25 protein-coding genes are annotated in these 25662 nt (G+C 65.6%); 7 read left to right on the forward strand and 18 right to left on the reverse strand.

What is annotated here, in order from left to right; all coding sequences use genetic code 11:
• Positions 1-116: 116 nt before the first annotated feature.
• A complete protein-coding gene (locus V9L20_RS26890; protein ID WP_337298870.1) occupies positions 117-1418 on the reverse strand; it encodes a D-amino acid dehydrogenase in 1302 nt (433 codons plus the stop codon).
• Between the two features lie 128 nt (positions 1419-1546).
• Here V9L20_RS26890 and V9L20_RS26895 point away from each other — a divergent pair, with 128 nt between their 5' ends.
• Together V9L20_RS26895 and V9L20_RS26900 are read left to right on the forward strand one after the other, a co-directional pair.
• Positions 1547-2014, forward strand: a complete 468-nt coding sequence (locus V9L20_RS26895) for a winged helix-turn-helix transcriptional regulator (RefSeq protein ID WP_055803119.1) — start codon at positions 1547-1549, stop codon at positions 2012-2014.
• A gap of 65 nt (positions 2015-2079) precedes the next feature.
• On the forward strand, positions 2080-2478 hold the full coding sequence (locus tag V9L20_RS26900) for an OsmC family protein (RefSeq protein WP_258501857.1): 399 nt from the start codon (positions 2080-2082) through the stop codon (positions 2476-2478).
• A 31-nt stretch (positions 2479-2509) separates the two neighbouring features.
• Here the strand turns inward: V9L20_RS26900 and V9L20_RS26905 are convergent, their stop codons facing one another.
• Positions 2510-2842 (reverse strand): winged helix-turn-helix transcriptional regulator, encoded by a 333-nt coding sequence (locus V9L20_RS26905; protein ID WP_258501855.1) that lies wholly within the window; start codon positions 2840-2842, stop codon positions 2510-2512.
• A 126-nt stretch (positions 2843-2968) separates the two neighbouring features.
• On the opposite strand from V9L20_RS26905, the gene V9L20_RS26910 reads away from it, so the two are divergent.
• The 3 genes from V9L20_RS26910 (at position 2969) to V9L20_RS26920 (ending at position 5092) form a co-directional block, all read left to right on the forward strand.
• Positions 2969-3841, forward strand: coding sequence for an NAD(P)-dependent oxidoreductase (locus tag V9L20_RS26910; RefSeq protein WP_337298871.1), 873 nt, complete (start codon positions 2969-2971; stop codon positions 3839-3841).
• Between the two features lie 86 nt (positions 3842-3927).
• Positions 3928-4824 (forward strand): lipid A hydroxylase LpxO, encoded by an 897-nt coding sequence (lpxO, locus tag V9L20_RS26915; RefSeq protein WP_126748103.1) that lies wholly within the window; start codon positions 3928-3930, stop codon positions 4822-4824.
• 43 nt (positions 4825-4867) lie between these two features.
• The gene (locus V9L20_RS26920; RefSeq protein WP_337298872.1) at positions 4868-5092 is read left to right on the forward strand and encodes an oxidoreductase-like domain-containing protein; all 225 of its coding nucleotides are present in this window, start codon (positions 4868-4870) and stop codon (positions 5090-5092) included.
• Between the two features lie 5 nt (positions 5093-5097).
• On the opposite strand, the gene V9L20_RS26925 is transcribed toward V9L20_RS26920, so the two are convergent.
• The 8 genes from V9L20_RS26925 to V9L20_RS26960 all read right to left on the reverse strand — a co-directional run bounded on the left by V9L20_RS26925 (position 5098) and on the right by V9L20_RS26960 (position 13945).
• Entirely contained in the window at positions 5098-5574 is a 477-nt protein-coding gene (locus V9L20_RS26925) for a nucleoside deaminase (RefSeq protein ID WP_337298873.1), read from the reverse strand.
• Positions 5575-5583: 9 nt separating this feature from the next.
• A complete protein-coding gene (locus V9L20_RS26930; RefSeq protein ID WP_258501850.1) occupies positions 5584-6354 on the reverse strand; it encodes an ABC transporter permease in 771 nt (256 codons plus the stop codon).
• 9 nt (positions 6355-6363) lie between these two features.
• A complete protein-coding gene (locus tag V9L20_RS26935; RefSeq protein WP_337298874.1) occupies positions 6364-7221 on the reverse strand; it encodes an ABC transporter ATP-binding protein in 858 nt (285 codons plus the stop codon).
• On the reverse strand, positions 7221-8255 hold the full coding sequence (locus tag V9L20_RS26940) for an ABC transporter substrate-binding protein (RefSeq protein WP_337298875.1): 1035 nt from the start codon (positions 8253-8255) through the stop codon (positions 7221-7223). The genes V9L20_RS26935 and V9L20_RS26940 overlap by 1 nt, the downstream gene beginning before the upstream one ends.
• A gap of 234 nt (positions 8256-8489) precedes the next feature.
• Positions 8490-9491 carry a TRAP transporter substrate-binding protein gene (locus V9L20_RS26945; RefSeq protein ID WP_337298876.1) on the reverse strand — a complete coding sequence of 334 codons (1002 nt, stop codon included), beginning with the start codon at positions 9489-9491 and terminating at the stop codon, positions 8490-8492.
• Positions 9492-9535: 44 nt separating this feature from the next.
• On the reverse strand, positions 9536-10801 hold the full coding sequence (locus V9L20_RS26950; RefSeq protein WP_258501844.1) for a TRAP transporter large permease: 1266 nt from the start codon (positions 10799-10801) through the stop codon (positions 9536-9538).
• Between the two features lies 1 nt (position 10802).
• Positions 10803-11417: a TRAP transporter small permease gene (locus V9L20_RS26955; protein WP_337298877.1), complete on the reverse strand. Its 615-nt coding sequence runs from the start codon at positions 11415-11417 to the stop codon at positions 10803-10805.
• Positions 11418-11641: 224 nt separating this feature from the next.
• Positions 11642-13945: an NADP-dependent malic enzyme gene (locus V9L20_RS26960; protein WP_337298878.1), complete on the reverse strand. Its 2304-nt coding sequence runs from the start codon at positions 13943-13945 to the stop codon at positions 11642-11644.
• A 243-nt stretch (positions 13946-14188) separates the two neighbouring features.
• Between V9L20_RS26960 and V9L20_RS26965 the strand changes: the two genes are divergently transcribed.
• Positions 14189-15529: an NAD(P)/FAD-dependent oxidoreductase gene (locus V9L20_RS26965; protein WP_337298879.1), complete on the forward strand. Its 1341-nt coding sequence runs from the start codon at positions 14189-14191 to the stop codon at positions 15527-15529.
• 9 nt (positions 15530-15538) lie between these two features.
• Here the strand turns inward: V9L20_RS26965 and V9L20_RS26970 are convergent, their stop codons facing one another.
• The 3 genes from V9L20_RS26970 to gcl are packed head-to-tail and all read right to left on the reverse strand — an operon-like array spanning position 15539 to position 19082.
• Complete coding sequence (locus V9L20_RS26970) at positions 15539-16447, reverse strand: 2-hydroxy-3-oxopropionate reductase (RefSeq protein WP_337298880.1); 909 nt, start codon at positions 16445-16447, stop codon at positions 15539-15541.
• A 35-nt stretch (positions 16448-16482) separates the two neighbouring features.
• Entirely contained in the window at positions 16483-17268 is a 786-nt protein-coding gene (gene hyi / locus V9L20_RS26975) for a hydroxypyruvate isomerase (protein ID WP_337298881.1), read from the reverse strand.
• A gap of 20 nt (positions 17269-17288) precedes the next feature.
• Entirely contained in the window at positions 17289-19082 is a 1794-nt protein-coding gene (gene gcl, locus V9L20_RS26980) for a glyoxylate carboligase (protein WP_337298882.1), read from the reverse strand.
• Between the two features lie 111 nt (positions 19083-19193).
• Here gcl and V9L20_RS26985 point away from each other — a divergent pair, with 111 nt between their 5' ends.
• Positions 19194-20096, forward strand: a complete 903-nt coding sequence (locus tag V9L20_RS26985) for a LysR family transcriptional regulator (RefSeq protein WP_258501835.1) — start codon at positions 19194-19196, stop codon at positions 20094-20096.
• Positions 20097-20117: 21 nt separating this feature from the next.
• On the opposite strand, the gene V9L20_RS26990 is transcribed toward V9L20_RS26985, so the two are convergent.
• From V9L20_RS26990 to V9L20_RS27010, 5 genes are all read right to left on the reverse strand, one after another.
• Positions 20118-21623: a carotenoid oxygenase family protein gene (locus V9L20_RS26990; protein ID WP_337298883.1), complete on the reverse strand. Its 1506-nt coding sequence runs from the start codon at positions 21621-21623 to the stop codon at positions 20118-20120.
• Between the two features lie 10 nt (positions 21624-21633).
• On the reverse strand, positions 21634-22071 hold the full coding sequence (locus tag V9L20_RS26995; protein WP_337298884.1) for a DUF2141 domain-containing protein: 438 nt from the start codon (positions 22069-22071) through the stop codon (positions 21634-21636).
• Between the two features lie 163 nt (positions 22072-22234).
• Positions 22235-23338 carry an AI-2E family transporter gene (locus V9L20_RS27000; RefSeq protein ID WP_258501830.1) on the reverse strand — a complete coding sequence of 368 codons (1104 nt, stop codon included), beginning with the start codon at positions 23336-23338 and terminating at the stop codon, positions 22235-22237.
• 62 nt (positions 23339-23400) lie between these two features.
• Positions 23401-24108: a GntR family transcriptional regulator gene (locus V9L20_RS27005; RefSeq protein ID WP_258501829.1), complete on the reverse strand. Its 708-nt coding sequence runs from the start codon at positions 24106-24108 to the stop codon at positions 23401-23403.
• 5 nt (positions 24109-24113) lie between these two features.
• Positions 24114-25448, reverse strand: coding sequence for a C4-dicarboxylate transporter DctA (locus tag V9L20_RS27010; protein WP_337298885.1), 1335 nt, complete (start codon positions 25446-25448; stop codon positions 24114-24116).
• Between the last annotated feature and the right edge of the window lie 214 nt (positions 25449-25662).

Below are 25662 nucleotides of genomic sequence, written 5' to 3' on the forward strand. Positions count from 1 at the left end.
CGCGCAGCGAAATAAAGGAGGAGGGGCGCAGCCCCGGGGGACATTCGCGGAGGGGAGTACCCGGTGGCCTTTGCACGCGCCCCGAACAGCAGCCCCAAAACCGCATGCCTCAGGCCTCAGGCCGCAGCAGTCGCAGGACTCGGGCGCGCAGTACGCGAGGTCCCTTGCGTATAGCGGTCCATCGCCAGCCCGTCCGTGCGAATCTCCGGCCGCTGACCCGTCACAAGGTCGGAGATCAGCTTGCCCGAGCCGCAAGCCATCGTCCAGCCCAGCGTGCCATGGCCCGTGTTCAAAAACAGGTTCGGGTAGCGCGTGGCGCCGACGATGGGCGTGCTGTCGGGCGTCATGGGGCGCAGGCCGGTCCAGAAGGTGGCGCTCGGCAGATCGCCGCCGGGGAACAGGTCGCTCACCACCTTCTCGAGCGTGGCGCGGCGGTGCGGGTTCAGCCGCAGGTCGAAGCCGCCGAGTTCGGCCATGCCGCCCACGCGAATGCGATTGTCGAAACGCGTGACCGCCACCTTGTAGGTCTCGTCGAGCACGGTCGATTGCGGCGCCAGCGATTCGTCGACGAGCGGCACGGTGAGCGAGTAGCCCTTGACGGGATACACCGGAATGTCCAACCCCAGCGATGCGATGGCCGCGCGCGAATAGCTGCCGAAGGCCATCACGTAGCGGTCGGCCGTAAGAATCTTGCCGGCCTTGGTGCGCACGCCGGTGATGCGGCCGCCGTCGGTCTCCAGTCCGTCGATGGTTTGGCCGAAGCGGAAGTCCACGCCCAGTCCGCGCGCGATGTCGGCAAGCCCGCGTGTGAACAGGTGGCAGTCGCCGGTTTCATCGTTCGGCAGGCGCAGGCCGCCCGTGAGCCGGTCGCGCGCACCGGCCAAGGCAGGCTCGACACGCGCGAGCGCATCGCGGTCGAGCAGTTCATACGGCACGCCGCATTCATCGAGCACCGCGATGTCGCGCTGCACTGCATCGAGCTGCGCCTGCGTGCGGAACAGCTGCAGCGTGCCGCCGGTGCGGTGTTCGTATTGAAGGCCCGTTTCGGCGCGCAGTTGCTGCAGGCAGCCGCGGCTGTATTCGGCCACGCGCATCATGCGTTCCTTGTTCACCGCGTAGCGCTCGGGCGAGCAGTTGCGCAGCATCGCCGCCATCCAGCGCAGCTGGAACAGCGTGCCGTCCGGGCGGATCGACAGCGGCGCGTGCTTCTGGAACATCCACTTGATCGCCTTCAGCGGAATGCCTGGTGCAGCCCATGGCGTCGAGTAGCCTGGCGACACCTGCCCGGCGTTGCCGAAGCTGGTTTCCTCGGCCGGGCCGGCCTGCCGGTCGAGCAGCGTCACATCGGCACCCGAGCGGGCGAGGTAGTAGGCCGTCGTGGTGCCGATCACGCCGCCGCCAAGAACGATGACTTTCATGGATATTTACCAGATTGAAGGTGAATACACGAAATCTAAGGCGCACAATGCGGTGGATTTCATTGTTTTCAAGCGGTTTTCAGTGAAAGTCACTGAAAACTTTTGCCCAATGCCCTGCGAGGAGTGAAATGCCCGAACTCGACCGCATCGACCGCAAGATCCTCGACCTGCTGCAGCGCCAGGGCCGCATTTCCATGACCGAGCTGGCCGAGCGCATCGGCCTGTCGGCATCGCCTTGCGCCGAACGCGTGAAGCGCATGGAACGCGAAGGCGTCATCAGTGGCTACCACGCGCATGTGTCGCCCGAGGCGCTGGGCAAGACGCTGCTGGTGTTCGTCGAAATCAAGCTCTCCGCCAAGTCGGGCGACGTGTTCGACAAGGTGCGCAAGGAGCTGCTCCACATGCCCGAGGTGCTCGAGTGCCACCTGGTCTCGGGCAGCTTCGACTACCTGGTGAAGGCGCGCCTGAGCGGCATGAGCGAGTACCGGCACCTCTTGGGCGACATTCTCAAGAAGCTGCCCGTGGCGGCCGAATCGCACAGCTACGTGGTGATGGAGGAAATCAAGGAAACGCTGATGCTTGCGGTCGACCGTTGAGCAAGGCCAAGGGCTACCATCGCGCCCGGCATTCACAGCACACCCACACCACCAAGGACATCGGCATGAGCATCACGGTCCGGCGCGACGGCATCACGGGCACGCGTCACATTCTCAAGATTCGCAGCCACGAGATTCCGATCGATGCCTCGCCGGCCGGCGGCGGCAGCGATGCGGGGCCCGAGCCCCACGACCTGTACGACGCCTCGCTCGCGGCCTGCAAGGCGCTCACGGTGTTGATCTACGCGCGCCGCAAGGGCATGCCGGTGGAAGACATCGAGGTGATCGTCGACCGGGACGACAGCGAGGAGCGCAAGGGCGTCTACCGGCTGAAGTCGAGCTTGCGCGTTACCGGCGAGCTCACCGAGGCGCAGCGCGACGAACTGCTGCGCGTGGCGGGCAAGTGCCCGGTGCACCGGCTCATGACCGAGGTGAAGACCGAAATCGAAACCGGCTGGGCCTGATCGGCACCGGCACGCGGGGCACCGGCAAAGCTCAGCGCGCCACGCCCGCGCGCTTGGCATAGCGGTCGCCCCAATCCGCCAGCGGCCCGAGTGCCGCATTGAGCGATGCACCGAGCTTCGTCTCCGAATACTCCACCCGCGGCGGCACTTCGTGGAACACCTCGCGGTGCACGATGCCGTCCGCCTCCAGTTCGCGCAACTGCTGGATCAGCATCTTCTCGCTGATGTCCGGCAAGAGCCGCTTCAGCTCGCCGAAGCGGCGCGGCTGCGCATGAAGCTCCCACAGGATCACGGCTTTCCACTTGCCGCCGATGACCTCGAACGCGGGGCCGATGCCGCAGTTGTAGGGTTTTTTGTCTTTCATCCGTTCTTGCCCTTGCTGGTTGAATACATGCGTTTTGGTAAGTACCTCACTTTATTGTAGGTACTTGACCATTGAGGAGTGCAATTCCTACGATGCAGGCCTCTTCACAACTTGCGGACAACTGGCATGAGCAACAAGGAAATTACCGTCTTGGGCCTGGGATCGATGGGCGTGACCATCGCGCGGCTCTACCTCGACAAGGGCTACAAGGTCTGGGTGTGGAACCGCACGGCGGACAAGGCCGCGGCGCTGGTGAGCCGGGGCGCCGTGCTCGCGCGCAGTGCCGCCGAAGCCTTGCGCGCAAGCCCGGTGGCCCTGATGTGCGTGTACGACTACCGCGCGGTTGACGCGATTCTTGGCGCCGAGGGCGTGGCCGCGGCAATGGACGGTCGCCTGCTGGTGCAGCTCACCACCGGCAGTCCGCAGGACGCGCGCGATGCCGAAGCCTGGGCGCACCGCCAGGGCGCGACCTACCTCGAAGGCGCCATTCAGGCGGCGCCCGACCAGATGGGGCAGCCCGATACGCCCATTCTCATGTCGGGCGCACAGCACGTGTTTCGCGCGGCCGAGCCGCTGCTTGGCGTGCTGGGCGGCGGCATCGTGTACCTGGGCGAAAAGGCGAGCGCCGCCGCGGCCATGGACCTGGCCACGCTGTCGACCATCTACGGAACCATGCTCGGTTTTTTGCATGGCGCGCGCGTGGCCGAGCATGAGGGCTTCGATGTGGCGGAATACGGCCGCATCGTGGCGGGCATCATGCCCACCTTCGCCGGGTTCCTGCAGCACGAAGGCAGTGTCATCCAGTCGGGCAACTTCGCAATATCGCAAAGCCCGATGCGCATTTCGGTGGAAGCGACCCAGCGCATCCTGCAGACCGCGCAGCAGGCCGGCATCAATACCGAGTTTCCGACGTTCGCGGCAGGGTTGTTCCAGCGGGCCGATGCAGCGGGGCTGGGTGGGGAGGAGCTGGCGGCGCTGATCAAGCTGCTGCGCGGCTGAAGGGGCCTGTAAAGGGCATGAAAGGCCGCAGTCAGCCGGAACAAGTGTGAAGAATTACACTACGACCCGCTTTACAGGACACTTTAATGAAGTGGGTCATTCTCGCCATCTTCGCGCTCAGCGCACTCTACGTTCACTTCCGCGGCCAGGTCCGGCATCGTTTTTTCAGGCAGCTTTCTGATCATTCGACCTTCCTGGCGCCGTTGAACGCCTTCATGTACATCTTCTCGAAGGTGCCGAGCACGCCGTACCTGTCGCCCGCGCAGTTTCCGGAGATGCGGGTGCTCGAAGAGAACTGGCAGGTCATCCGCGAAGAGGCGCTGGCCATGCGCAATGGCGGCAGCATCAAGGCCTCGAGCCAGTTCAACGACGTGGGCTTCAACTCCTTCTTCAAGAGCGGCTGGAAGCGCTTCTACCTCAAGTGGTACGACGATGCGCATCCCTCCGCCGCCGTGCTGTGCCCGCGCACGACCGAGCTGCTCAAGGGCATCGGCACCATCAAGGCCGCCATGTTTGCCGAGCTCCCGCCGGGCAGCCGCCTCGTGCGCCACCGCGACCCGTTTGCGGGCTCGCTGCGCTACCACCTGGGCCTGTGGACGCCGGGCGTGGAGGGCTGCTACATCGACGTGGACGGCCAGCGCTACCACTGGCGCGACGGCGAGGCCGTGGTGTTCGACGAGACCTACATCCACTACGCCGAGAACACGACCGACAAGGACCGCGTGATCCTGTTCTGCGACATCGAGCGTCCGCTCAAGTACCGCTGGGCCAGCGCCGTGAACCGCTGGTTTGCAAAGAACCTGTTGGCCGCGGCCGCTTCGCCCAACGACGTTGGCGACAAGACCGGCGGCATCAACCGCGCGTTCAAGTACATCTACCAGATCCGCGTTATCGGCAAGCGTCTCAAGGCCTGGGACAAGCGCGCGTACTACCTTGTGAAGTGGTCGATCTTCGGCGGCCTTGCACTCTGGATCTTCTGGTAAGGCCCCAGCCTGCCGCGCGGTCCCCGGCCACCGCTGCCTGCCCATGTCCCTTGCAGACAAAGACCTGCCCGTGCCGGTCGACCTTGCCAGCGCCCAGGCGCTGATAGAGGCGGTTCAGAGCGAGGCCAGTGCGCAGCGGCTCACCCTGCGCGTGCCACCGCCCGAGCCCACCACCTGCTGCGGACGCGGCTGCAACGGCTGCGTGTGGGAAGGCTGGCTGGCAGCCATTGCGTATTGGCGCGACGAGGCGTCGCTGCTGCTGGCCTAGCGCTACTAACGCGCTTCCCAGAAGCCGCGGTGCGTGGCGATCATCTCGTCCGCCACTTCAGGCACCGGCCCGATCACCTCTATCTTCTTTTGCCCGCGCGCGAAGACCTCGCGGCAGGGCAGGCTCAGCGTGGGGTTCTCGGGGTGGTCGCCCGTGAGCGCGAGCAAGGCGCTTTCTTCCGCGCCGTAGACGATGCGGCCGATGTTCGCCCAGTAGCCGGTGCCTGCGCACATGGCGCAAGGCTCGAAGGTCGTGACCAACGTGCATTGCCACAGGTAGTCCGCCGGCCAGTTCTGCGCGGCATGGCGCGCGAGCGTGGCTTCGGCGTGATTCACCGTGTCGATGTTGCCCTGCTCGGCGAGGATGGTTTCGCCGTCGGGCGCAACGAGCACGGCACCGAAGGGATGCCGGCCCATCGCCATGGCGCGGCGGGCCACCTCGTCGGCGCGCCGCAGCGCGCGGATGATCTGGTCGCGCGTCATCCGTACGCCTTATTGGTTCTGCGAACCGCGGTGCGCCCACCCGGTCGTGTGCTTCTCGATCACGCTGAAGAGCTCATACATCAACATGGCCATCGCGCCCACCACCATCAGGCCTGCAAAAGCCAGGCCCATCTGCATGGCCGAGCCGGCGGAAATCAGCAAGTAGCCGATGCCTTCGTTGGCCGCCGTCATCTCGCTCACCGTGGTGCCGACAAAAGCCAGCGTGATCGCGACCTTGAGCGAGCCGAAGAAGTAGGGCATGGAGCGCGGCAGGCCGATCTTCACAAGCACATCCCAGCGCTTGGCGCCGAGCACCCGCAGCACGTCTTCCAGCTCGGGCTCCAGCGTGGCAAGCCCGGTGGCAATGTTCACCATGATCGGGAAGAAGCTGATCAGGAAGGCCGTGAGAATGGCCGGCCCGACGCCGATGCCGAACCACACCACCAGGATGGGCACGAAGGCCGCCTTGGGCAGCGCATTGAAGGCCGTCATGAGCGGGTAGATCGCCGCATACGCGATGCGCGAACTGCCGATCACGAAACCCAGCAGCACGCCCACCACAATGGCCAGGCCGAAGCCCGCCATCGTCACCCAGAAGGTGCGCCATGCGTGGCCCGCGATGATTTCCTTGAATTCCCAGAACTGGTTCCAGATGCGCAGCGGGCTCGGAAAGATGAAGTCCGAAACGCCGAAGCCCGCGCAGATCACCTGCCACAGCAGGATCACTGCCACGAGCAGCAGCCATGGCGACCAGCGTTCGATTTGCTTGGTGTTCTTCATGGCACGCCTTCAGTGGGACACCGCGGCCGCTGTCTGCGCCGCGCTGATGCCCGTGTTTCGAATGGCGCCGATGTGTCCGCGCAGTTCCAGCACGATGTCGGTGAACTCCTTGGTGTACGTGAGCTCCAGTTCGCGCGGACGCGGCAGCTCGATCTCGCGCTTCACCACGAAGCGGCCCGGGCTCTTGCTCATCACATAAACCGTGTCGGCCAGGAAAACCGATTCGCGCAGGTCGTGCGTCACCAGGATGACGTTGAACTGCTGCTCGGTCCACAGGTCGCGCAAGATGCACCAGAGCTCCTCGCGCGTGAAGGCGTCGAGCGCGCCGAAGGGCTCGTCGAGCAGCAGCATCTTGGGCTCGTGAATGAGCGCGCGGCAAATGCTTGCGCGCTGCTGCATGCCGCCCGAAAGCTGCCAGGGAAACTTGTCTTCATAGCCCGCAAGGCCCACCTTCTGCAGCAGCTTGCGCGCGCGCTCGACGTATTCCTTGCGCTTGGCCTTGAAGCTCGAGCGGTAGGGCTCGACGATTTCGAGCGGCAGCAGCACGTTGTCGACCGTGGTGCGCCACGGCAGCAGCGAAGGCGCCTGAAACGCCATGCCCGAGATCTTGAGCGGCCCGGTCACGGGCTGGCCGTCGATGCGGATCTTGCCCATCGACGGCATCTTCAGCCCCGTGGTGAGCTTCATGAACGTCGACTTGCCGCAGCCCGAGGGCCCGACGATGGCGATGAATTCCCCGCGCTTCACCTTCAGGTCGATGGCCTCGACCGCGAAGTGGTTGGCGCGCAGCAGCTCTTCGTTGTAGGCGAGCCAGACGTCCTGAAAGTCGACGAAGGGAGCCGCGTCCGTGCTCGATGCGTCCGCCATCACTTGCGCAGCACGCCGTTGAGTTCGGCTGCGGGGGGCAGCAGCGCCGCGGTCCACACCGCGTCGGGGCTCACGCGCGTCTTGGTGTTGAATGCGTCGGACACTTGCGAGGCCATCAGCGACAGGCGGCCGGCGTTCACGGCGCCGAAGCCGTCGCTGCGCGCATCGGCGCTGTTGATCACGGTGTCGATGGCCAGTTGCAGGCGGCGGGTTTCGAGCTTGCTGTCGATGATGCCGTCGCGCGCCTTCACCGATTCGATGGCCACCGCCGGGTTGGCGATGACTTCCTTCGCGCCCTTGGCGAAGGCCGAGAGGAATTTCTTCACTGTCTCGGGGTTCTCCTTGATGAGCTTGGGCGACGCGATGATCACGTTGCCGTAGAGCTTCACGCCGTAGTCGGGGTAGGGCAGCACGACGATGTCCGCGGCCTTGGCGCCGCGTGCTTCCAGGTTGAGAAGCGAGGTGAAGGTGAAGCCCGTGATCGCGTCGATGTCGCCGCGGATCAGCATGGTTTCGCGCAGCGTCGGGTCCATGGCGGTCCAGTTGACTGCGCCGATGTTGTTGGCCTTGGCAAAGATCGGGAATGCGCGGCGGCCCGCGTCGAACACCGGTGCGCCCAGCTTCTTGCCGGCCAGGTCGGCCGGCTTGGCGATGCCGCTCTTCTTGAGCGCCATGACCGAGGCCGGCGTGTTGTTGTAGACCATCATCACCGCGACAGGCTTGTTGGGGCTGTCGGGGTTGTTGGCGTGGAACTCCATCAGCGCCGCAAGGTCGGCAAAGCCCATTTCGTAGGCGCCCGAGGCCACGCGCGTGACCGTGCCGCCCGAGCCGTTGCCCGCGTCGATGGTCACGTCCAGGCCCGCGGCCTTGAAGTAGCCCTTGGCGGCGGGGTGCAGGAACAGCGCGGCCGGTCCTTCGAAGCGCCAGTCGAGCTGGAACTTGATCGGCGTCGTCGTCTGGGCAAGGGCCGAAGAAAGGCCGAAGCTGAGGGCCGAGGCGGCGAGGAAGGACTGGAGCAGTTGGCGCTTGTTCATGCGAAATCCGTTGGAGGTGAATGCTTCTGCATTCAAGCAAAAACGGTGCCCGCACGCGATTGGTGCGAACCCTCCCGATGAACTGCCGCGGTGCAAAGTTGGGGCGCTGGCGTGGCTATGCGCACCCGTTGTGTGAGTTCTCGCGGATTTCAGTCGAAAGAAGCTTGAAGCTTGAACCAATTTGGGGCACTGGCTTGCCGGCCGGCGCCACAAGTGCCGGCCTCGCGCGCAGGCTCAGAGGGCGGCGCCGATCTTGCGCAGCTCGGCGATCTGCGGCGCCTTGGGCAGCCAGATCTTGTCGAACTCCGCAATGATCGGTGCGGGGTTGTAGCCGGCGTCGCTCTTGATGGCGATGCCGCTCGTCTTGAACTTGTCGATCAGGCCGAGTTCGGTGGTCACGATGTCCCTGATCTGCGCATCGAGCGACTGCTTCACCAGGTCCGTGATGAGCGACTTGTCCTTGGCGTCGAGCGTCTGCCAGATGCGGCCCGAGACCAGCGGTGCAAAGGGCATGAACAGCGCATTCATCGGCAGCATGGTCTTCGCGACCCGGTCGAAGCGCTGGTTCCATGAAAACTCGATGTCCGCCTCCAGCCCGTCGACCTGTCCGTTCGACATGGCGTCGAAAACGGCGGGCGTGGGAATCGGCGTGGGGGCGGCCCCGAGCAATTGATAGAAGTCGCGGTACACCGGCGTCGGGTTGATGCGCAGCTTCATGCCCTTGAGGTCGGTGGGCGTGGCGATGGGCTTGGTCGAAAACACCACCCGCATGCCGGTGATGCCCCAGCCCAGGCCGATGGTGCCGGTTTCGCGTGGCAGCACCTCGAGCAGCTTGAGCGCGGCCGGCGTTCGCACCAGCGACGCCACGTTGGTGGTGGAGCGCACGAGATACGGCGCGTTGATGGCCGCCACGCTCGAGACGCGCGAGCCGAGCTCGGCTGCCTGGATCCAGCCCATGTCCAGCGCGCCGGACTGCAGCTGCTGCATCATGGCCGATTCGTTGCCCAATTGGCCCGAATGGAACACGGTAGCGCTCAGGCGGCCGTCGGTGGCCTTCTTGAGTGCTTCGCCGAAGCCCACCGCGGCGCGGTTCCACGAGTGGCCGGCCGGCGTGATGAGGCCGAGTCGGAACTCCTTGGCGGCCGCTGCGCGCGACACGGTGCTGAACAGAACGGACGACGCGGCAGCGGTACCGGCGGCGGCCTGGACGACGAATTTGCGGCGGGAGAGGGACATGCGAGGCTCCGGTTGAGTGAAGGAAAAACGGGGGCTTGTCGGGCTTACTTGAGCAAGGCCAGCGACAGGCTCGGAAAGAGCGACAGCAGCACCAGCGCCGCGCAGCAGATGAGGAAGAACGGCAGCGTCACGATGAACATCTTTCCGGGCTTGGCGCCGGTGACGGCCGAAGCCACGAAGAAGCTCAGCCCCACGGGCGGCGTCATCAGCCCGAGCACCAGGTTGATCACCACCACCACGCCGAAGTGGCGCGGATCGATGCCGTAGATCTCCGTGGCAATGGGCAGCAGGATCGGCACGGTCATGATCAGCCCGGGAATGCCGTCGATCACGGTGCCGATCACCAGCAGAATGAGGTTCACCAGCAGCAAGAAGGCGATAGGGTCCTTCGCCACCGTCTGGATCCATGCGGCCGTGGCCTGCGGCACCTTGCCGTAGATCAGGAGCCACGAGAACACCGCCGCCGCGGCTACCAAAAAGAGCACCACCGCCGAGTAGATTGCCGACTTCAACAGGATCTGCGGAATCATCGCGAAGCGGAATTCCTTGGTGACATAGCGGCCGATCAGCACCGCGGCCACCGCGCCCACCGCCGCCGATTCCGTCGGGTTGGCCACGCCGCCGAGGATGGAGCCGACGATCACGATGGGAATCAGCAGCGTGGGGCAGGCCGTGAGAATGGTGTGCAGCCGCTGCCTGATGGTGCGCTTTGCGGTGCGCGGGTAGTTGTAGATCACGCCCATGCATGCGATCACGATGAAGAACAGCACCGTGAGAATCACCCCGGGAATGATGCCGGCAATGAGCATGTCGCCCACCGCCACCTGCGCCAGCACGCTGTACACCACGAACATCACCGACGGCGGAATGATCGGCCCCAGCATGCCGCCGTACACCGTGATGCCGGCGGCAAAGGTCTTGTCGTAGCCCTGCTTCTCCATCTCGGGCACCATGATCTGGCTCATGATGGCCACCTGCGCCGTGGCCGAGCCGATGATCGACGACACCAGCATGTTGGCCAGGATGTTCACGTAGGCGAGGCCGCCCTTCACCGAGCCGATGAAGGCCAGCGCCAGGTCGACCAGGCGCTTGGTGATGCCGCCGCCGTTCATGACCTCGCCGATCAGGATGAACAGCGGAATTGCAATGAGGCTGTAGCTGTCGACACCGCCGAACATCTGCACCGGAAACGACTGGAAGAGCACCGTGTCGCCCGAGTTGAGGATGTAGACGATGCCCGCAAGGCACAGGCAGGCGCCGATCGGCACGCCGACCAGCATGATCAACAGGAAGAATGCGGAGGTCAGCATGTCAGTTCACCGCATCCGCGTTGGTCACATGGAACTCGGCGTGCGTGCGCCGGGGCTGCAGGCCAAGGTCTTCGAGCAGGTTGGACAGCGCATGCAGGCTGAGCGTGGCCGAGAAGACCGGCAGGATCAGCTGGACGGCCCAGGCCGGCCAGTTGAGCGTTTGCGTGCGCTCGGTATAAAGAAAGTTGAAGGACTCGGCCGCGTATTCCTTGGCATCGAAGCCATGGCGCACGATGCCCACCGGGTCCATGTAAAGCCAGCACATGGCCAGCAGCGCAAGGCCCAGCAGCAGCACGCCGCCCGAAGCGGCGGCCTTGGCAACGCGCACCGCTTTTTCGCCGAGCTTGTCGGTGAGCAGCGTCACTGCAAAGTCCAGCCGCAGCCGCGTCATTGCCGAGGCTCCGATGAAGGTGAGCCACACCACGCAGTACACCGAGGCCTCGTCCACCCAATAAAGGGGCACGCCGCTGTAGCGCGTGACCACGTTCAGCAGCACCAGCACCATGAGCAGACCCATCAGCCCGGAAAGCAGGCGGCGCTCCCAGCGCAGGACGAAGTCGGACGCATCGAGCACCCGGCGGGAAAAGCCCCCGCGTTCCAAGGCGTGTTCTTCCATGTGAGAAGGGAAAGAGGTGAAGGTTGACGAAGGGCAGGAGGGCCGTGGTATCTGTAAATATATTAATAAGATATTTAAGATATCCGCTCAGGGTATTAGCAGATTGCATGCCAGCCGAAAAAGTGTTGAGCGGGCGGAAACGGTGCATGCCTGTAGCGCGCCGCAATGAAAAACGCCCCGCTGCGTGCGGCAGCGAGGCGTCGGTGAAATGAAGGCGGGGGCCGTTACTTCAATGCGGTCGTCGCATTCGCCACCGCCAGTGCCGTCATGTTGACCACGCGCCGCACCGTCGACGAAGGTGTGAGCACATGCGCCGAGCCCGAGGCGCCCAGCAAAATCGGGCCGACCGTGATGCCGTTGGCGCCCGTCATCTTCAACACGTTGTAGAGGATGTGGGCGGAGTCCAGGTTCGGGCACACCAGCAGGTTGGCCTCGCCGGTGAGCGTGGTCTCGGGCAGCGCGACGCGGCGCACTTCTTCGGACAGTGCGGAGTCGCCGTGCATTTCGCCGTCGCATTCGATGTCGGGCGCCATCTGCGCGAACAGGTCGCGCGCCAACCGCATCTTGCGTGCCGAGCCGCGGCTCGAGGTGCCGTAGTTCGAGTGCGAAAGAAAGGCCACCTTCGGCGGCAGCCCGAACCGGCGCACCTCTTCGGCTGCCATCATCGCGATGCTGGCGAGCAGTTCGGCGCTCGGGTCCTCGTTCACGTTGGTGTCGGTGATGAACACCGTGCGCTTTTCGAGCGTGAGTGCGTTCAGCGTGGCAAAGCCCGGTGCGCCACGCTTCAGGCCGATGAGGTTGCGGATGTGCTCCAGGTGCACGTCGAAGCGCCCCACCAGCCCGCAGATCATGGCGTCGGCATCGCCCAGGTGCAGCATCAGCGCCGCAATGATGGTGTTGGAGCGGCGCACCATGGTCTTGGCGGCCTCGGGCGTTACGCCGCGGCGGCCCATGAGCTTGTGAAAGCTCTCCCAGTAGATGCGAAAGCGCGGGTCGTCTTCGGGGTCGACAATTTCAACGTCGGTGCCCACGCGGATGTGCAGGCCGGCCTTCTTGATGCGCGCCTCGATCACCGCGGGGCGGCCGATCAGGATGGGTTGGGCCAGGCCTTCGTCCACGGCCAGCTGGGCCGCGCGCAGCACGCGCTCGTCTTCGCCTTCGGCATAGGCCACGCGCTTGGCGGCCGCGATCTTGGCGGCGCTGAACACCGGGCGCATGAACATGCCGGTCTGGTAGACGAAGCGCGTCAGGTGCTGGCGGTAGGCGTCCATGTCTTCGATGGGCCGCGCGGCCACGCCGGATGCGTGCGCCGCCTTGGCCACGGCCGGCGCAATGCGCAGGATGAGCCGCGAATCGAAGGGCTTGGGAATGATGTAGTCGGGCCCGAACGACAGCTCTTGCCCGGCATAGGCCGTGGCCACCTCTTCGCTGATGTCCGCCTTGGTGAGCTCGGCGATCTCGCGCACGCAGGCCAGCTTCATTTCTTCCGTGATCTTGCTGGCGCCGCAGTCGAGCGCGCCGCGGAAGATGTACGGGAAGCACAGCACGTTGTTCACCTGGTTCGGGTAGTCCGAACGGCCGGTGGCAATGATGCAGTCGGGCCGCACGGCCTTGGCAAGTTCGGGCCGGATCTCGGGCTCGGGGTTGGCCAGCGCCAGGATGATCGGCTGCGTACCCATGGTCTTGACCATCTCGGCGCTCATCACGCCCGGGGCCGAGCAGCCGAGGAACACGTCGGCGTCCTTCACCACGTCGGCCAGGGTGCGGGCGCCGGTGTCCTTTTGCGCGTAGCGCGCCTTGGAGTCGTCGAAGCCGCCCGCGCGTCCCATGTAGATCAGGCCCTTGGAGTCGCAGGCGTAGATGTTGGCGGGCTTGGCGCCCAGGCCCACCATCACGTCGAGGCAGGCAATGGCGGCCGCGCCGGCGCCCGAGACGGCGATCTTCACGTCTTCGATCTTCTTGCCGACCAGTTCGAGCCCGTTGATCAGCGCCGCGGCCGAGATGATGGCCGTGCCGTGCTGGTCGTCATGGAACACCGGAATGTTCATGCGCTCGCGCAGCTTCTTCTCGATGTAGAAGCACTCGGGGGCCTTGATGTCCTCGAGGTTGATGCCGCCCAGCGTGGGCTCCAGCGCCGCGATGATGTCGACCAGCTTGTCGGGGTCGGTCTCGGCCAGTTCGATGTCGAACACGTCGATGCCGGCGAATTTCTTGAACAGGCAGCCCTTGCCCTCCATGACCGGCTTGGCGGCCAGCGGGCCGATGTTGCCCAGGCCCAGCACCGCCGTGCCGTTGGTGACCACGCCCACCAGGTTGCCCCGCGCGGTGAAGTCGGCCGCCAGCGACGGGTCGGCCGCGATGTCGAGGCAGGGGTAGGCCACGCCGGGCGAATAGGCCAGGGACAGGTCGCGCTGGTTCAGGAGCGGCTTGGTGGGCGTGACCGAAATCTTGCCCTTGACGGGCGAGCGGTGGTATTCGCGCGCTGCATCGCGAAGAGCTTCTTCTGCGGGGGAGAGGGGTGCAGCCATGAAATGTCTCCTTGTTTCTGACGGGCAATGAGGCTACCGCAAAAGCATGGCTTGTTCCCAAAGGGGAAATGCCGAAAACGCCTGACCCTATAGCCTGCACGGAACCGAAGCGCCGGTTCGCTAAACTCCGAAAGTGTTGGCCAAGGGCAACCAAGGTTAAACAAGGCAATGCAAGGCCGTGCAGCCAAGGCCGCCGGCCACCGTCAATCAAGACACACAAAAGACAACGAAGAGGGGCAGCGCATGACACCCGGAGCTTTCACCACCACCGACCCCGACGTCGTGGTCATCGGCGGCGGGCCTTCGGGCTCGACCGTGGCGGCGCTGCTTGCGGACAAGGGGCACGATGTGGTGCTGATCGAAAAGGCGCAGCACCCGCGCTTTCACATCGGCGAATCGCTGCTGCCCATGAACATGCCGCTTTTCGACCGGCTGGGCGTGCGCACCGAGGTCGAAGCCATCGGCATCAAGAAGCATGGCGCCGAGTTTGTCTCGCCTTGGCACGACCACTCGAGCCACTTCGACTTCGGCGAGGCCATGGACAAGAGCTTTCCGTATGCCGTGCACGTGCGCCGCTCCGAGTTCGACGAACTGCTGTTCCGCCATGCCGGCAAGCTTGGTGCACGCACCTTCGAAGGCCAGCGCGTGACAGGTGTCGACATGGACGCCGGCAAGGGCACGGCCGACAACCGCGCGCTGGTGAAGGTCAAGGCCGACGACGGCACCGAGACCCAGTGGCGCCCGCGCTTCGTCATCGATGCCAGCGGCCGCGACACGCTGCTGTCGAGCCAGTTCGACGCCAAGCAGCGCAACCGCAAGCATGCGAGCGCGGCGCTCTACGGACACTTTGCCAATGCGGAACGCCGCCCGGGCCGCTTCGAGGGCAACATCTCGCTCTTCTGGTTCGACCATGGCTGGTTCTGGTACATCCCGCTGAAGGACGGCACAGTGAGCGTGGGCGCCGTGGCCTCGCCCGCGTACTTCAAGCGCCGCCAGGGCAAGTCGCTCGAAGAATTCCTGATGGAAACCATCGCGCTTGCGCCCAAGCTGGCCGCGCGCTTGAAGAACGCCACGCTGATGGAAGGCGCGACCGCCACCGGCAACTACGCCTACGACTCCAAGTTCTGCCGCGGCGACCGCTTCATGATGGTGGGCGATGCGTATGCCTTCGTCGACCCGATGTTCTCGTCGGGCGTGTACCTGGCAATGAACAGCGGCTTCGAAGCTGCCAAGGCGGCCGACCTCTGGCTCAGGGGCGAGGCGAAGGAGGCTGAAAGGGCCTTCCGCCACTATGAGAAGGTGATGAAGCGCGGACCGAAGATGTTCTCGTGGTTCATCTACCGCATCACTTCGCCCGCTATTCGCCGGCTGTTCATGGCGCCGCGCAACATCTGGCGCATGCAGGAGGCGCTGTTGTCCATATTGGCGGGCGACCTGTTCCGCGACACGCCCATCGGCCCGCGCTTCTGGGGCTTCAAGGTGACGTACTACGCCTCTTGCATCGGCATCCTGCCGCAGGCCGTGAAGACCTGGGCATGGCGCCGGCGCAACCTCAAGGAATCCCTCGAGGCTGCAAAGACCTGAGCCGCAGGCTCAGTCCGGCGTGACGGTGTGCTGGGCGAGCGTTTCGAGCGCGCGCACCAGTGCCGAGTGGTCCTGCTGCCCGTGGCCGAGGGCCGCGCAGGCGTTCATCAGCTGCGCCGCGCCCGCTGTCTGCGGCAGGGCCACGCCCAGGGCCCGTGCACTCTGCAGCGCCAGGTTCAGGTCCTTCTGGTGCAGCGAGATGCGGAAGCCCGGTGCAAAGGTGCGCTTGATCATGCGCTCGCCATGTACTTCGAGAATGCGCGAGCTTGCGAAGCCGCCCATCAGCGCCTGTCGCACCTTGGCCGGATCGGCGCCTGCCTTGGAGGCGAACAGCAGGGCCTCGCCCACTGCCGCGATGTTCAGCGCCACGATGATCTGGTTGGCCACCTTGCAGACCTGTCCGTCGCCCACGTTGCCGACCAGCGTGACGTTCTTGCCCATCTTCTCGAGCAGCGGCCGCACCTGGCCGAAGGTGCCTTCGTCGCCGCCGCACATGATGGTGAGGCTCGCGGCCTTGGCGCCCACTTCGCCGCCCGAAACCGGCGCGTCGATGTAGCCGCAGCCCAGCGCGATGATGCGCTTGGCAAAGCCCTTGGTGGCAATCGGATCGATGGAGCTGCAGTCGACCACGATCTTGCCGCGCGAGTCCTTCAGGCCTTCGGCCACGCCCAGCGTGCCCGGCTCGCCGAAAAGCACTTTCTCTACGTCGGGCGTGTCGGGCACCATGATGAAGATCACGTCCGCCTGGCGCGCCACTTCGGCCGCCGAGGCGCAGATGGTCGCCTTGGAGATGAAGGGCTCGGGCGTGTTGCCCTGGGTGTTCACGAACAGCTGGTATCCCGCGTCGAGCAGATGGCCCGCCATGGGCGCGCCCATGATGCCGAGGCCGATGAATCCGATTTTTTGCGATTGCGACATGTCTCTGTTTCCTTGAATGCTGTTGTCTTCTTCGTTCACTTCTGCTGCGTCAGGGCCTGCCGCCAGCCCAGGCCGTCGACGGTGTCGCTGCGCGGCTTGTATTCGCAGCCGATCCAGCCGTCGTAGCCGATCGAATCGATGTGCTTGAAAAGCCACGGGTAGTTGATTTCGCCCGTGCCCGGTTCGCCGCGGCCCGGGTTGTCGGCCAGCTGGATGTGGCCGATGCGCGCGAGGTTCTTCGACAGTGTGTTGCCAAGCTCGCCTTCCATGCGCTGCGCGTGATAGATGTCGTACTGCACCCGCAGGTTGGAAGATCCCACCTCGTCGATCAGCGCCAGCGCCTGGTCGGTGCGCGTGAGAAAGAAGCCCGGAATGTCGAAGGTGTTGATTGGTTCGATCAGCAAGCGCAGGCCCGCCGCTTCGAGTTCGCTGGCGGCGAGGCGCAGGTTCTCGACCACTGTCTTGTGCGCGGCCTCGGTGCTCACGCCCGCCGGCACCTTGCCGACCAGGCAGTTGAGCTGCGGGCAGCCCAGGGCCGTGGCGTAGTCGATGGCCATGGCAATGCCTTCGCGGAATTCGCCGGTGCGGTCGGGGTGGCAGGCAATGCCGCGCTCGCCCTTGTCCCAGTCGCCGGCCGGCAGGTTGTGCAGCACCTGCTGCAAACCGTTGGCGCGCAGCGCGGCGGTGAGCTCCTTCTTTTCGAAGGGGTAGGGGAACAGGTATTCCACCGCCTCGAAACCCGCCTCGGCGGCGGCCTCGAAGCGTTGCATGAACGGCAGCTCCGTGAAGAGCATCGTGAGGTTGGCTGCAAACTTGGGCATGGTGCGTGTCTCTTCCGTGCTCAGTCCAGCATCTCGGCCGCGACCGCGGTCGGTGCATCGGCCGGGTGTTCGGCCAGGGGCTCGAACTCGGTGATGTTGTCGATCTCCGTGCCCATCGCGATGTTGGTCACGCGCTCGAGCATCACTTCGATGACGACCGGCACGCTGAATTCGGCCATCAGCGCTTCGGCGCGCTGGATGGCCGGTGCGATCTCTTCCTGCTTGTTCACGCGGATCGCCTTGCAGCCCAGGCCTTCGACCACCTTGAGGTGGTCCACGCCGTAGCTGCTCTCGATGCCCGCATCAGGCCCCGCGTTGATGTTGTCGAACGCGAGCTGCACGCAGTAGTCCATCTCGAAGCCGCGCTGCGCCTGGCGTATCAACCCGAGGTACGAGTTGTTGACCACGATGTGGATGTACGGCAGCTTGAACTGCGCACCCACCGCGAGCTCTTCGATCATGAACTGGAAGTCGTAGTCGCCCGAGAGCGCGACGATCTTGCGCGACGGGTCGGCGGCCCGCACGCCCAGCGCGGCGGGAATGGTCCAGCCCAGCGGGCCGGCCTGGCCGCAGTTGATCCAGTGGCGCGGGTTGTACACGTGCAGGAACTGCGCGGCCGCAATCTGCGAGAGGCCGATGGTGCTGACGTAGCAGGTGTCGTTGCTGAAGTTGTTGTTCATGCACTGGTACACGCGCTGCGGCTTCATCGGCACTTCGTCGAAGTTGGTCTTGCGCAGCATGGTCTTCTTGCGCTCGATGCACGACTTGGCCCACACGCGGCGGTCGGTGAGCTTGCCGGCGGCCTTCATCTCCTCGGCCACCTCGACGAAGAGCGTGAGCGCGGCCTTGGCGTCAGAGACGATGCCGAAGTCGGGCGTGAACACGCGGCCGATCTGCGTGGGCTCGATGTCCACGTGCACGAAGGTGCGGCCCTTGGTGTAGACGTCGACCGAGCCCGTGTGGCGGTTGGCCCAGCGGTTGCCGATGCCGAGCACGAAGTCGCTCGCCAGCATCGTCGCGTTGCCGTAGCGGTGGCTGGTCTGCAGGCCGCACATGCCGGCCATCAGCGGATGGTCGTCGGGAATGGCGCCCCAGCCCATCAGCGTGGGAATCACCGGGACGCCGGTGGCTTCGGCAAAGCGCACGAGCAGGTCGGACGCATCGGCGTTGATGACGCCGCCGCCGGCCACGATCAGCGGGCGCTCGGCCGCCTGGAGCATGCCGATGGCCTTCTCGATCTGGGCGCGCGTGGCAGCGGGCTTGTAGGGGGTGAGCGGCTCGTAGCTGTCGATGTCGAACTCGATCTCGGCCATCTGCACGTCGAAGGGCAGGTCGACCAGCACCGGGCCCGGGCGGCCCGAACGCATCAGGTGAAAGGCCTGCTGGAACACCTGCGGCACTTGGCCCGGCTCGCGCACGGTGACCGACCACTTGGTGACTGGCTTGGAGATCGACTCGATATCGACCGCCTGGAAGTCTTCCTTGTAGAGCCGTGCGCGGGGCGCCTGGCCGGTAATGCAAAGAATGGGAATCGAATCGGCCCAGGCCGAATACAGGCCCGTGATCATGTCGGTGCCCGCCGGCCCCGAGGTGCCGATGCACACGCCGATGTTGCCGGCCACCGCACGCGTGTAGCCCTCGGCCATGTGCGAGGCGCCTTCCACGTGGCGCGCGAGGATGTGCGAAATGCTGCCGCGCTGACGCAGCGCCGAATACATCGGGTTGATGGCGGCACCGGGCACGCCGAAGGCCTGCGTCACGCCTTCTTTTTCCATCACCAGCACTGCGGCCTGGACCGCTTTCATTTTTGCCATGGGACTGTCTCCTTGAGTTGAGGCCACTGTAGGAAGCACGGGCCATTCGAAGAAGACGGCTGCGGACCATAAAAGCTATTCCACCCTGGAATAAGTGGCTACCATCCGGCCATGGATCGACTACTGGCAATGGAAATGTTCGTTCGCGTGGTGGAGACTGGCAGCTTCTCGAAAGCGGCGCTCGAGTTCCACACCACGCAGCCCACCGTGACCAAGCAGGTCGCGGCCACCGAGGCGCGGCTGAAGGTGCGGCTGCTCAACCGCAACACGCGCGGCGTGAGCCTCACCGAACCAGGTGCGCTCTACTACGAGAAGTGCAAGAACATCGTGCGCGAGGCCGAGGAGGCCGAAAGCATCGTGCAGCTGCGCCAGAACCAGGCGCAGGGCCTCTTGCGCGTGGGCACGTCGGTGGCCTTTGGCCGCCGCGTGGTGGTGCCTCTGGCACTCGAATACATGCGTCGGCATCCGCAGGTGCAGCTCGACCTGAGCTTCGAGGACCGCTATGTGGACTTGATTGCGCAGGGCATCGACGTGGCCATCCGCATGGGCAAGCTGGCCGATTCATCGCTGGGCGCGCGCTACCTGGGCACCAACCCCTGGGCCATGGTCGCGGCGCCGGGCTATCTGAAGAAGCACGGCACCCCCAAGCGCGCGCAGGACCTGAGCGCGCATGTGGCGCTCATCTACAGCAGCGTGGTGGGCGACGAGTTCTGGCGCATGCACACGCCCAAGGGCGACCCGGTGACGGTGCCCGTCTCGGGTCGCTTCCGCTCCAACAACCTTTCCGCGGTGCTGGCCGCCGCGCGCGACGGCCTGGGCATTGCGCTCATGCCGCGCTACGTGGCGAGCGAATCGCTGGCCTCGGGCAAGGTGCTCGAAGTGCTGGCCGACCATAAGCTGCCCGAGCAGGAGATCCACGCCGTCTTTCCCTCGCCCAAGCTGGTGCCGGGCAAGGTGTCGGGCTTCGTGGCCTTCCTGCAGGGGCGTTTTGCCGAAGGGTGGTGGGGCGGCTGACCGCGCCTACCGTCTTCTTCTTCAGGCCGGCACGAAGGCGCCGTGCAGGCCCAGCGGCAGCGTGTAGGGCAGCGTGGCCTGCGCCACCGGGCCGGCCGCCAGGTGGTCGGCCGCGAAGCACGACAGCACGGTCTTCTGCCGACCGAAATCGAGCACCGTGCCCAGCACCCAGCCTGGCCTGGTGCCGTCCGGCACGAAGACATGCTCTTCCACGATGGCCTGCGCCCCGTAGCTGAAGCGCTGGCTGCGACCGGTCTCGACACCCGTGCGCGCGACAGCGCCGAAGCCTGGCACATCGGGGCGCGTCTGCGTGGCATGAACCACATGGCGATGGCGCAGGCCGACGCGCCGCGGGTCGATGCGCGGAAATTCGGCTTCCTGCGCCAGCGCCTGCTGCATGGCCTCGCCCGTGCCGAGGTTCAGCGTGGCGACGGTCAGGTGCGGGTCCGTGCCCTTCACGCGGCGCGCGCGCATCACTTCGCGGTTGGTCGTGAACACAGAATCGGCGTTGTCTGAACGCACGTAGTCGATGTGGATGAGCGTGCCGCGCGGGGTGTCTTCTTCCCAGGCATTGCCCACATGGAACAAGAAGCCGGCCGGCAGTGTGAGCATCTGGCGTCGCTCCCAGTTCTGCTTGTCGATCACCAGCGCGCGCATGCCAAGTTCCGGCCGCCAGACGTGGGCATCGAGAAAGCTCGCACCGGCCTCCTTGCGCTTGGCGTCGTACACCAGTGGCGGCATCAGGAACACCAGGTGCCGCTCGGTCACGGCGAAGTCATGGACCATCGGCATGTCGGCCAGCGGCACCACGGCTGCGCGCCGCAGCGTGCCTTCGGGCGCAATCTCGTACAGCGCCAGCAGGCCCTGGCCGGAACTCACGCCGAAGTTCCACACCGTGCCGTCCGGATCGACCTTGGGATGGGCCGAGAACGGCATCCCCGCGAGGTCGGCCCGCCAGGTCTTCAGGCCCAGCGTGTCCAGCGTGTGTGCGTCGACGCGCGTGGCCGAGCCGCCTTCCCACAGCGCCAGCACCTCGCCGCGCATCGGCAGCACGCTGGTGTTGGCGACGTTGATGCTGTCGGCCGAGGTCGGCGGCTCGACGCCCGGCGGCATGGTGCCGAAGGCCTCGAACAGGCGGCGGCCGGCCCGCACCTCGGCCACGCGCTTGGGCGTGGCGACATAGCGGCCCTGGTGCCGCACGTCGGCCCCGTCGATCGTGAAGCGATGCACCATGCCGTCGCCGTCGAACCAGTGGCGGTAGCGCTCGCCGCCCAGGTCGTGGCCGGCCGGGCCGATGCGAAACAGCGTGCCGGCCACGGCATCCGGGAAGCGTCCGCGCACCGCGGCGCGGGTCAGCGGGAGGTCGTCCGGGGGCGTGGCGAAGCCGGTCTTCCAGGGCGTGCCGGCGGCTTCGAACTGGGCTTGCCAGTCGTCCGTGCCGGCCGCGCGGGCCAGCGGTGCCAAGAGGGGCAGGAGAGGCAGGGCGCTGGCCGAAGCCAGCCGGCGCAGGAGTTCGCGTCGTTCCATGGCGGTCTCCTCAGCGCAGGTGAATGACGGTCTGCAGGTCGGCGTCGACGCTGATCGCTGCGGCTTCGAAGGCGGGCGCCGCGCGGTTGCCCTTCGCGTCGTTCGAGAAGCCGTAGCGCTCGGTCGGCATGCCCATGAGGTTGGTGTCGAGCTTGCCATTGCCGTTTTCGTCGGCGAACGCCCTCAGAGCGTAGCGCCCCGGCGCGAGTCCTGTGAACACGAGCCGGGCCTTGCCGCCCTGCATCGGCGCGGTCTGCGACGCCACGGCCTTGCTGTCGGCGTAGCTGGCGGCGTCGTTGTACAGCGCAACATACAGCGTGGCTTCGGCGGCAGGCCCGTCGGACACGCTCAGGCTCAGGTCGGCGGCAAGGGCGCCCAGCGGCGCAAGAACTGCGGCGGCGCACAAGGCGTGGGCGCCAGGCCGGGGCAGGAGTGCGAGAAAGTGCATGAAAGACCTCGTCTTGGAAGTTGGAGGTCCCGACGATCCCGCAGGCGCCGTGCGCTGCCCAGCGCCATGCGACGAAATGCGGCAGCGCCCGCGCCAGATGCACACGGCAGGCGCAAGGCGCGCCCGCTTCAGCCGCTCCAGGCTGGCGGCGGCGGAGCTTTGTTCAGTTGCTCTTCTTGTCGTCGCCTGCGTCGGCCGAACCCGCGCCGGGCGGGTTTTCCCATTGCCCCGATTCCACGAACAGGCTCCACGCCGCCATGAAGAGCGCGGCAATCACCGGGCCGACCACGAAGCCGTTGATGCCGAAGATCGCCATGCCCCCGATGGTCGACATCAGCACGATGTAGTCGGGCATCTGCGTGTCCTTGCCCACCAGCACCGGCCGCAGGATGTTGTCGACCAGCCCGATCACGAACACGCCCACGAAGATCAGGATGCCGCCCTGCCAGAAGTGACCCGTGGCAAGGAAGTAGATGGCCACCGGCCCCCAGATAAGGGCCGCGCCCACCGCCGGCAGCAGGGAGAGAAACGCCATCAGCACCGCCCACAGCAGCGCGCCCTGCACGCCCAGCAGCCAGAAGGCGATACCGCCAATGGCGCCCTGCGCAATGGCCACCGCCACGTTGCCCTTCACGGTGGCGCGGATCACGGTCGTGAACTTGTTGAGCAGGTAGTGGGTGTGCGGCTTGGCAAGCGGCACCGCTTCGCGCATGGTCTTGGAAAGCGCCGCGCCGTCGCGCACCAGGAAGTACAGCAGGTACAGCATCACGAAGAAGCTGATGAGGAAGTCGAAGGTGTTCTGGCCGATGGTGAGCGCCTGGCCCGCGATGAGCTGGCTGCCCTGCGCCGCGCCGGCGGAGATGCGTTCCTGCCAGGCTTCCATGTCGCCCAGGTTGAAGCGGTCGAAGATGTTCAGCAGCCATTGCGGCATGGCGTTGAGGATCTGCTGGAAGTAGGCCGCGAAGTTGATCTGCCCCGAGCGGATGCTCTGCGTGACCTGCACGATCTCCTGCACCAGCGACACGCCGACCATGGCCAGCGGAAGAATCACGATGAACAGGCAGATGGTCAATGTCGACAGCGCGGCGGCGTTGCGCTTGCCCGGCATTTTCTTGAGCAGCCACTTGTACAGCGGCGTGAACAGGATGGCCAGCGCCACCCCCCACAGCACCGCGCCGAAGAAGGGCACCAGCACCCAGAGAAAGGCGACCGTGACGATGGCGAGCAGGGCGAGGAATACGCCGCGCTGGAGTTGGGGTGAATTCATATGTGACTCGGACTGTAGCCGAGCCTGAACGCACGTTTGTGTCGGTCGAAATGCCTAGTCGGCTAGCGCCTCGCGCGCGGCAGCGCCACCGGGGACAAGGTGGCGCGCAGGCGCGCCGGCGCGTCGGGCCCGGCGGTGGTGTCTACCTCGAGCGAACGCTCGACATTGCCGATGTGGTCGATCATCAGCTTGCGCGCCGTGGCGGTGTCGCCGGCCTCCAGCGCGGCGACGATGGCGCCGTGCTCCGCGCAAGACTGGCCGGCCTCATGCTTCGACTGGTAGAGCGTGGCCGCCAGCGTGGTGCGGGCCGTGAGGTCGCGCAGCACGTCGACCAGCAGCTGGTGCCCCATCTGCTCGGCCAGGCACACATGAAAGTCGGCCAGCAGGAAGGCGCGCGTGGCGGCGTCGGCTCCCTCGATGGCGCGCTGCTCGTCGGCAATGTGGTCGCGCAGCTTGCGTATGGCCTTTTGCAACGGCCGGCCCTCGCTTTCGGCCAGGATGCCCGCCTCGACGATGCGCCGCGCCGAGAAGGCATCGCGCGCTTCCTCGGCCGAGGGCTCCACCACGTACCAGCCGCGGCGCGACTGCACCTCGACGAAGCCGCGCGCCTGCAGCTGCATGAGCGCCTCGCGCACCATGGTGCGGCTGACCGCGAAGTTCTCGGCCAGCGCCTGCTCGCCGAGCCGCTCGCCCGGCGCGAGCTTCTGCGCCAGGATGGCCTCGACCACGCGCTCGGCAATGGAGGTGGGATTGACGTTGTCGGCAGCCATCGGTTTCAGCGGCTGCCGGCGCCCGCGCCCAGGGGTACCACCGGCAGTTCGGGTTCGGCCAGTGGTTCGTCGTCGGGGGCGTAGGTGCCGTTGAGCACGGCGTGGGCCCGCTCGCGGTCGATGTCGCCCTCCCAGGCTGCCACGGCCACGGTGGCCACGCAGTTGCCGATCAGGTTGCCCAGCGCGCGGGCAATGCCCATGAACCAGTCGACCGAAAGCACCAGCACCAGCCCGATGGCCGGGATGGCCGGAATCGCGTGCAGCGTGGCGGCCAGCACCACGATGGCCGAGCCCGGCACGCCGTGCGCGCCCTTGGAGGTGACCAGCGCAATGGCCAGGATGGTCAGCAGGTCCGACATCGAGATCGGCGTGTTGGTGGCCTGCGCAATGAACACCGCCGCCAGCGTGATGTAGATCGAAAACGCGTCCAGGTTGAACGAGTAGCCCGTGGGAATCACCAGGCCCACGGCCGAATCGCGAATGCCCATGCGACGCAGCTTGGCCATGATCTGCGGCAGCACGCTGTCCGACGAGGTGGTGGCAAACACGATGGCGAGCTCTTCGCGCAGGTAGCGCAGCAGCTTGAAGAGGCTGAACCCCGACATGCGCATGACCAGCCCGAGCACCACGAAAACGAACACCAGCACCGCGCCGTAGAAGAGCGCGACCAGCATGCCCAGTTGCTTGAGCGAACCGATGCCGTATTTGCCCACCGTGAACGCAATGGCGCCCAGCACACCCAGCGGCGCCAGCTTGATGATGATGCCCATGATCTTGAACAGCACCAGCGAAAGCGAGTCCACCACCGCGCTCACCGGCTTGCCGCGCTCGCCCAGCAAAGACAGTGCGCAGCCGAACAGCACTGCGAACAGCAGCACCTGCAGCACGTCGCCGGTGGCAAAGGCGTTGACCACCGTGGTCGGAATCAGCTTCATCAGGAACTCGACCGTGCCGCCGCTCGTGAGCTTGTCGGCGTTCGACGCATAGGCGCTCATGGCGCCGGCGTCGAGCTTGCCCGGGTCCACGTTCATGCCTACGCCCGGCTCGAACACGAAGGCCAGCACCAGGCCCATGGCCAGTGCGATGGTGGTCAGCACCTCGAAGTAGATCAGCGCCTTCACGCCGACCCGGCCCACGCGCTTCAGGTCGCCCGCGCCGGCAATGCCGTGCACCACCACGCAGAACACCAGCACCGGGATGATCATCTTGATCAGCTTGATGAAACCGTCGCCAAGCGGCTTGAGCTTGACGGCGAACTCCGGCACGAAGAGGCCGGCCAGCACGCCGAGCACCAGCGCAATGACGACCTGGCCGAAAAGGGATTTGACGAAGCGGGGCATGGAGGAACCTTCCATCGGGGTTGAATGCAAGATTGCGGAAATCTTGTATGCAAGCAATGTAGGCAAGAATGGGCTGTTGTGCAGCAGGGTATTCCCGGGCGGGGCGGGTTGCCTATGGGGAACTAAGTCGTGGACAGGGTGTTGATTGCCACCGAAAAATGACCCGGCTAACGCGCTAATTTCCGTCTAAGACTGACCCACGTAAAACTCTACC

The sequence above is a fragment of the Variovorax sp. CCNWLW225 genome (genome assembly GCF_037204045.1).
GTDB lineage: Bacteria > Pseudomonadota > Gammaproteobacteria > Burkholderiales > Burkholderiaceae_C > Variovorax.

What these genes read in the sequence shown, in the direction of transcription:
- V9L20_RS26905 (WP_258501855.1), bottom strand. Translation starts at nt 2,842, where the DNA reads ATGAAAGACAAAAAACCCTACAACTGCGGCATCGGCCCCGCGTTCGAG.
- V9L20_RS27005 (WP_258501829.1), bottom strand. Translation starts at nt 24,108, where the DNA reads ATGGCTGCCGACAACGTCAATCCCACCTCCATTGCCGAGCGCGTGGTC.
- hyi (WP_337298881.1), bottom strand. Translation starts at nt 17,268, where the DNA reads ATGCCCAAGTTTGCAGCCAACCTCACGATGCTCTTCACGGAGCTGCCG.
- V9L20_RS26925 (WP_337298873.1), bottom strand. Translation starts at nt 5,574, where the DNA reads ATGACGCGCGACCAGATCATCCGCGCGCTGCGGCGCGCCGACGAGGTG.
- V9L20_RS26985 (WP_258501835.1), top strand. Translation starts at nt 19,194, where the DNA reads ATGGATCGACTACTGGCAATGGAAATGTTCGTTCGCGTGGTGGAGACT.
- V9L20_RS26910 (WP_337298871.1), top strand. Translation starts at nt 2,969, where the DNA reads ATGAGCAACAAGGAAATTACCGTCTTGGGCCTGGGATCGATGGGCGTG.
- V9L20_RS26970 (WP_337298880.1), bottom strand. Translation starts at nt 16,447, where the DNA reads ATGTCGCAATCGCAAAAAATCGGATTCATCGGCCTCGGCATCATGGGC.
- V9L20_RS27010 (WP_337298885.1), bottom strand. Translation starts at nt 25,448, where the DNA reads ATGCCCCGCTTCGTCAAATCCCTTTTCGGCCAGGTCGTCATTGCGCTG.
- V9L20_RS26965 (WP_337298879.1), top strand. Translation starts at nt 14,189, where the DNA reads ATGACACCCGGAGCTTTCACCACCACCGACCCCGACGTCGTGGTCATC.
- gcl (WP_337298882.1), bottom strand. Translation starts at nt 19,082, where the DNA reads ATGGCAAAAATGAAAGCGGTCCAGGCCGCAGTGCTGGTGATGGAAAAA.
- V9L20_RS26940 (WP_337298875.1), bottom strand. Translation starts at nt 8,255, where the DNA reads ATGAACAAGCGCCAACTGCTCCAGTCCTTCCTCGCCGCCTCGGCCCTC.
- V9L20_RS26950 (WP_258501844.1), bottom strand. Translation starts at nt 10,801, where the DNA reads ATGCTGACCTCCGCATTCTTCCTGTTGATCATGCTGGTCGGCGTGCCG.
- lpxO (WP_126748103.1), top strand. Translation starts at nt 3,928, where the DNA reads ATGAAGTGGGTCATTCTCGCCATCTTCGCGCTCAGCGCACTCTACGTT.
- V9L20_RS26895 (WP_055803119.1), top strand. Translation starts at nt 1,547, where the DNA reads ATGCCCGAACTCGACCGCATCGACCGCAAGATCCTCGACCTGCTGCAG.
- V9L20_RS26990 (WP_337298883.1), bottom strand. Translation starts at nt 21,623, where the DNA reads ATGGAACGACGCGAACTCCTGCGCCGGCTGGCTTCGGCCAGCGCCCTG.
- V9L20_RS26995 (WP_337298884.1), bottom strand. Translation starts at nt 22,071, where the DNA reads ATGCACTTTCTCGCACTCCTGCCCCGGCCTGGCGCCCACGCCTTGTGC.
- V9L20_RS27000 (WP_258501830.1), bottom strand. Translation starts at nt 23,338, where the DNA reads ATGAATTCACCCCAACTCCAGCGCGGCGTATTCCTCGCCCTGCTCGCC.
- V9L20_RS26945 (WP_337298876.1), bottom strand. Translation starts at nt 9,491, where the DNA reads ATGTCCCTCTCCCGCCGCAAATTCGTCGTCCAGGCCGCCGCCGGTACC.
- V9L20_RS26930 (WP_258501850.1), bottom strand. Translation starts at nt 6,354, where the DNA reads ATGAAGAACACCAAGCAAATCGAACGCTGGTCGCCATGGCTGCTGCTC.
- V9L20_RS26960 (WP_337298878.1), bottom strand. Translation starts at nt 13,945, where the DNA reads ATGGCTGCACCCCTCTCCCCCGCAGAAGAAGCTCTTCGCGATGCAGCG.
- V9L20_RS26955 (WP_337298877.1), bottom strand. Translation starts at nt 11,417, where the DNA reads ATGGAAGAACACGCCTTGGAACGCGGGGGCTTTTCCCGCCGGGTGCTC.
- V9L20_RS26890 (WP_337298870.1), bottom strand. Translation starts at nt 1,418, where the DNA reads ATGAAAGTCATCGTTCTTGGCGGCGGCGTGATCGGCACCACGACGGCC.
- V9L20_RS26920 (WP_337298872.1), top strand. Translation starts at nt 4,868, where the DNA reads ATGTCCCTTGCAGACAAAGACCTGCCCGTGCCGGTCGACCTTGCCAGC.
- V9L20_RS26935 (WP_337298874.1), bottom strand. Translation starts at nt 7,221, where the DNA reads ATGGCGGACGCATCGAGCACGGACGCGGCTCCCTTCGTCGACTTTCAG.
- V9L20_RS26900 (WP_258501857.1), top strand. Translation starts at nt 2,080, where the DNA reads ATGAGCATCACGGTCCGGCGCGACGGCATCACGGGCACGCGTCACATT.